Origin of the sequence: Pseudomonas kitaguniensis, assembly GCF_009296165.1 — a bacterium.
GTDB lineage: Bacteria > Pseudomonadota > Gammaproteobacteria > Pseudomonadales > Pseudomonadaceae > Aquipseudomonas > Aquipseudomonas kitaguniensis.
The window spans coordinates 1-4,167 of the sequence record NZ_VUAZ01000146.1; the positions used below are offsets into that span (position 1 = coordinate 1).

Genomic DNA, 4,167 nt, shown 5'->3' on the forward strand with positions numbered 1-4,167 from the left:
GTCGGTATCAACTTTATGCCCTCGGTCGATCCAAAAGTTGAATGCTGGCCGGGGTCTCTTGATCCGTTTCTAAATCCGGGCTGTTCGCTGGATACAGATCAGGGTCAAACGGTACGATTTCCAAGCGCCTGGAATACGCTACATCTTCGTATAGTGGGTAGTACGCGGTGGTTTGGGCTGGGTCCACTGTCCAGATTTCATCGAATTTGGCCAGCGCATCACCGAACCAGTTACCCATGCTTGGTTTGCTCGGGAAACTTACTTTTTTGTCTCTGATGGGCGTTTTGTCGGGCTCCTGCCCAAAGGGGTGGTAGCTCAAGGTGGCCATAATGGCGAGCTGATACAGGTTGAGTGCACAGAACTGCGGGTCAGTAGACAGCATCGGACACAGGGCGCGTAGAGGACGAACTTCCAATACAGTGTGCTTATTGGCAAGCAAACAGACCCCGCGCTTTCCATGCTCGCCCATCAGTGAAGCCCAGCGCCGCATGGCCGGGTATTGACACTCGACTTCAGGCGGTAAATGCGCAACATGGTCGACGAAATGACGAACTTCGACCTGGAAGAAAAAGTCTGCACACGCTTGCGCAGGGTTTGTTGCAGTGCGCGAGCCGTCTTTATGAAGGTGGCGGGTTTGCTCGGCGCGAACTTGCAGTTCGGTTATCGGCAGTGGGTAGTGTTTTCGCTGTTGTAAGTCCTCATAGGGACGGGCTGTGCCAGTATATTTATGTGCAAGAATTAAGGTGATCGGGCCCGCAAAATGGTCGTTTACTTTGCCCGCGCCGCTGCTGTCGAGCCTGGCTTCGTATACATAACCTTCTGTATCAATAACTGTATAGGCAAGTCCGGCATATGGCTGCCCCTCACCGTTTTCATCAACTAACTGAAAGCTGGTCCATTTACCTCGAATAGGGCAGGTAAACATACGATCGTTGAGCGGGTGCTTCAGTTCATCATCCAAAGTACTCATTGCAGGGTTCCTTATTCTGTACAGCCAGGGTAAATGGTGCAACTACGCCCATCCGGCATTTTAAAGCTGCTGAAGTCTTCATAATTGCCACGGCAGTAACCGCGTTGATCTTCGGGGCCTTCGCCCATGCAACGTTTCCAACCGTTGGGGACTTTGACCCATGTATCACCCCAGCCTGGCCTTTCTTCCTCAGCCAGCTTGATCTTCAGCTTTACAGTTTTACCCGGTAGTTGATCCAAGGTGTAAGCCCCTACAGGGCGCCCTTTAGTTACCAAGCCGTGGTCGTCGATTTTTTTGCACACGAGCCCCTTTGAAATATAACGTTCAGGCCCGACAGTACGAAACAGCCATTGGCACTGACCATTTATGACGCCTTCACCAGTGGCATCAAAAGCTCTTTTGTACTGATCTTCCAGTTGCTCTCGAATAATGACAGCGGTTGTATCCCCGCTAAAGTCTCCACGGGTTTTTCCATAGGTCGCGTTAATCTCCAAGTCGATTCGATAGATAGCCAGCCGGCAGCCTTTGACTGTTCGGTATATTGGCACTTCGGACTCGGGCTTATACTCCGTGCGCCACTTTCTGTTAAAGGCAAGGTATGGGTTGTCATCAAGAGTGACCGTACACGTCTCTCCTTTGGCGGGCGCATACTTAACTACAGCGGAGTAAGCGAAGTTTGGAGGCAGGTCGGCCGTGAAGGTGAAGCTCTCCGACTTCCCGGTAGTACAGCCTGTTATCAGCATTACGCAGCCCCCCAGGAACAGGGTTTTATGTGCATTCGTCATAGCGAGGCGTTCCCTTGCAGAGATCCATCAACTAGTCGAAAAATCGTCAAGTTGCCTTGGGGCGGGCAGTTAAACGTGCGGCTATGTAACGGGTGCTTTATCTCTTCATCCAATGCGCTCATTGAGTGATTCCTTATTCTTTACAGCCGGGGTAAATGGTGCAGCTACGACCATCGGGCATCTTGAAACTGCTGAAGTCCTTATAATTGCCACGGCAGTAACCGCGTTGATCTTCGGGACCTTCGCCCATGCAACGTTTCCAACCGTTGGGAACTTTGACCCATGTATCACCCCAGCCTGGCCTTTCTTCTGCAACCAGCTTAATTTTCAGTTTTACGGTTTTACCGGGTAGCTGATCCAAGGTGTAAGCCCCCACAGGACGCCCTTTAGTAACCAAGCCGTGGTCGTCGATTTTTTTGCACACGAGTCCCTTTGAAATATAACGTTCAGCCCCCATGGTACGGAACAGCCATTGACACTGACCATTTATCGCGCCCTCTGCAGCAGAGTCAAAAGCTCCTTTGTACTTCTCCTCCAATTGCTCCCTGATAATAATCATCGCTGTATCTGCGCCGAAGTCGCCACGGGCTTTTCCATATGTGCCGTAGACTTCAACTTCAACGCGATAGATAACTAATGGACAGCCTTCAATAGTTCGATAGATGGGGATTTCCAAGTCGCGCTTGTAGCGTTCTTTATAATCCAAGTGCCATCTTTGGTTGTAACCTATATGAGGCTTTTTAACCGTGCATGTTTTTCCCTTGGCAGGTGCGTACCTGGCGACTGCCTCGTAAGTAAAATCAGGAGGAAAGTCAGCCGAAAAGGTGAAGCTATCCGACTTCCCAATAGCACACCCTGCTATCGGCACGACGCAAAACCCCAAGAACAAGATTCTAAGTACAGATTTCATAACGGCGCGTCTCCTTGCCAAAACTGTACTTCCTGATAAATACGCTCGAAATGCGTTACTGGTGTTTCTCCAGAGCGCGCCCGCCAGCGCTCTGCAAGTGCGCCGTTGGTTGCCGTTAAACTTTGGGCCAATAAAAACTCTATTTGCTCGGGCGACCGCCAGCCCCAAGACTTAGCCAATTCCAACTGTGTACTGAGCCATAAGTCAGCGTCTTGTTGCTCGGCAATTCGGGCGTAGGCTTCCAGGTGTTCGGCCAGCAAGTAGCGATTTGCATTGACCTTGCGAAGGCGCGCGGACTGATCACTTTCAACCGGCACCTCGCACCAGGCAGGTCTCTCAGGAACGGGGTGGTTACCCGGTGCACAATTATTCAGCGTTAGCCAGTGCTCACCCTGCCAATAGCAAACGCTGGCAATCGGCCCCAAATACCCCGCAACAGCCCCGCCGGTTAAATGCGCCAGTGCGCGGGTCAATACCCGGTTGTCATGGAAACGATAGAGCGCCTGATACGGTCGCGCCCCAACAATCAGGCGGTCACGCCAATGTTTGGCCAGCGCGTTAAGCCCTGCCTCCAGTGGAACGCTGGCCAGCCAGCCCCAGTTCCTTTCAGGAGCGTCAAGCAACGCGTTCAATCGCCGATCGTCAGGGTTGTCGATAAGGAACACAAAAGGCCCCGCACTCGCCAACTCTGCGACCGGTGTTTCGCTGTACACGCTGCAATAGTGGTCAGCGTTTTGAGCGCCTATCAGCGCCTGACGGGTTTCGTGCTCGCCCTCAGAGTCGAGAATCAGGCACAGGCGATACCCGAGGTGGCGTTGTTCGATCATCCATTGCCGAGGCGACAGAGTGCTCATGCTGTGGCTCCTTCAGGCAAGCACACTGCGTTTTTGCAGGCCTCGCAGACTGGGCAAAAATCAGGCTTTTCACGTTTTGAATCGGCCATCAACGCGTTTTGGGAAGGCGCAATTACCGGTGGCAGTTCGGCAGGCGCCAGTAGCGCAGTCAGTGCCCCTGGCAGTATTGGGTTGGCCGGCGTCCCTGGCATTGGCGCGCCGCCGAGTTGAATCTCGCAACTGCTGAAGATCCCGCCAGCGCCCATCACGATGTGTTGCCCACCGGCTTTCAGGGTGATGCTTGCGCCCGCATCCAGAATCAAACGCGCGCCGGCTTTAAGGTGAACTTCCTGACCGGCTTCGGCGACCAGCGTTTGCCCGACGCGGGTGTGGCTGCTGTTCGCCACGCATAAATAGTCGTTGGCCTTGAGCTGGGTTTTGCGGTCGGCGGTGACGGTGCGCTGGTCTTGCGCTTCCAACACGACAACGCTGTTGCCCTTGATGATTTCCTTGCGCTCGTTACCGACGTGCAGACGGCTGTCGTTTTCAACCCGATGCTCCATGTCCCGCTGAGCGCGCAGGTAAATCAGCTCCTGGCCGCTGCGGTCTTCCAAGTGCAATTCGTTGAAGCCGCTGCTGCCCGGTGAGCTGCGGCTGCGAAACACGCTG

General features: G+C 53.5%; 5 protein-coding genes. All 5 read right to left on the reverse strand.

The window, feature by feature from the left end; translation table 11 throughout:
- Positions 1 to 13 precede the first annotated feature (13 nt).
- Positions 14 to 970 (reverse strand): hypothetical protein, encoded by a 957-nt coding sequence (locus tag F0169_RS22865; protein WP_341869114.1) that lies wholly within the window; start codon positions 968 to 970, stop codon positions 14 to 16.
- 11 nt (positions 971 to 981) lie between these two features.
- The gene (locus F0169_RS22870; protein ID WP_152747690.1) at positions 982 to 1,755 is read right to left on the reverse strand and encodes a hypothetical protein; all 774 of its coding nucleotides are present in this window, start codon (positions 1,753 to 1,755) and stop codon (positions 982 to 984) included.
- 133 nt (positions 1,756 to 1,888) lie between these two features.
- On the reverse strand, positions 1,889 to 2,665 hold the full coding sequence (locus F0169_RS22875; RefSeq protein ID WP_152747691.1) for a hypothetical protein: 777 nt from the start codon (positions 2,663 to 2,665) through the stop codon (positions 1,889 to 1,891).
- On the reverse strand, positions 2,662 to 3,519 hold the full coding sequence (locus F0169_RS22880; protein ID WP_152747692.1) for a DUF4123 domain-containing protein: 858 nt from the start codon (positions 3,517 to 3,519) through the stop codon (positions 2,662 to 2,664). The genes F0169_RS22875 and F0169_RS22880 overlap by 4 nt, the downstream gene beginning before the upstream one ends.
- Positions 3,516 to 4,167 (reverse strand): bacteriophage T4 gp5 trimerisation domain-containing protein (locus tag F0169_RS22885; protein WP_425274317.1); only part of this gene is annotated, 652 nt, incomplete at its 5' end. The genes F0169_RS22885 and F0169_RS22880, both read right to left, overlap by 4 nt.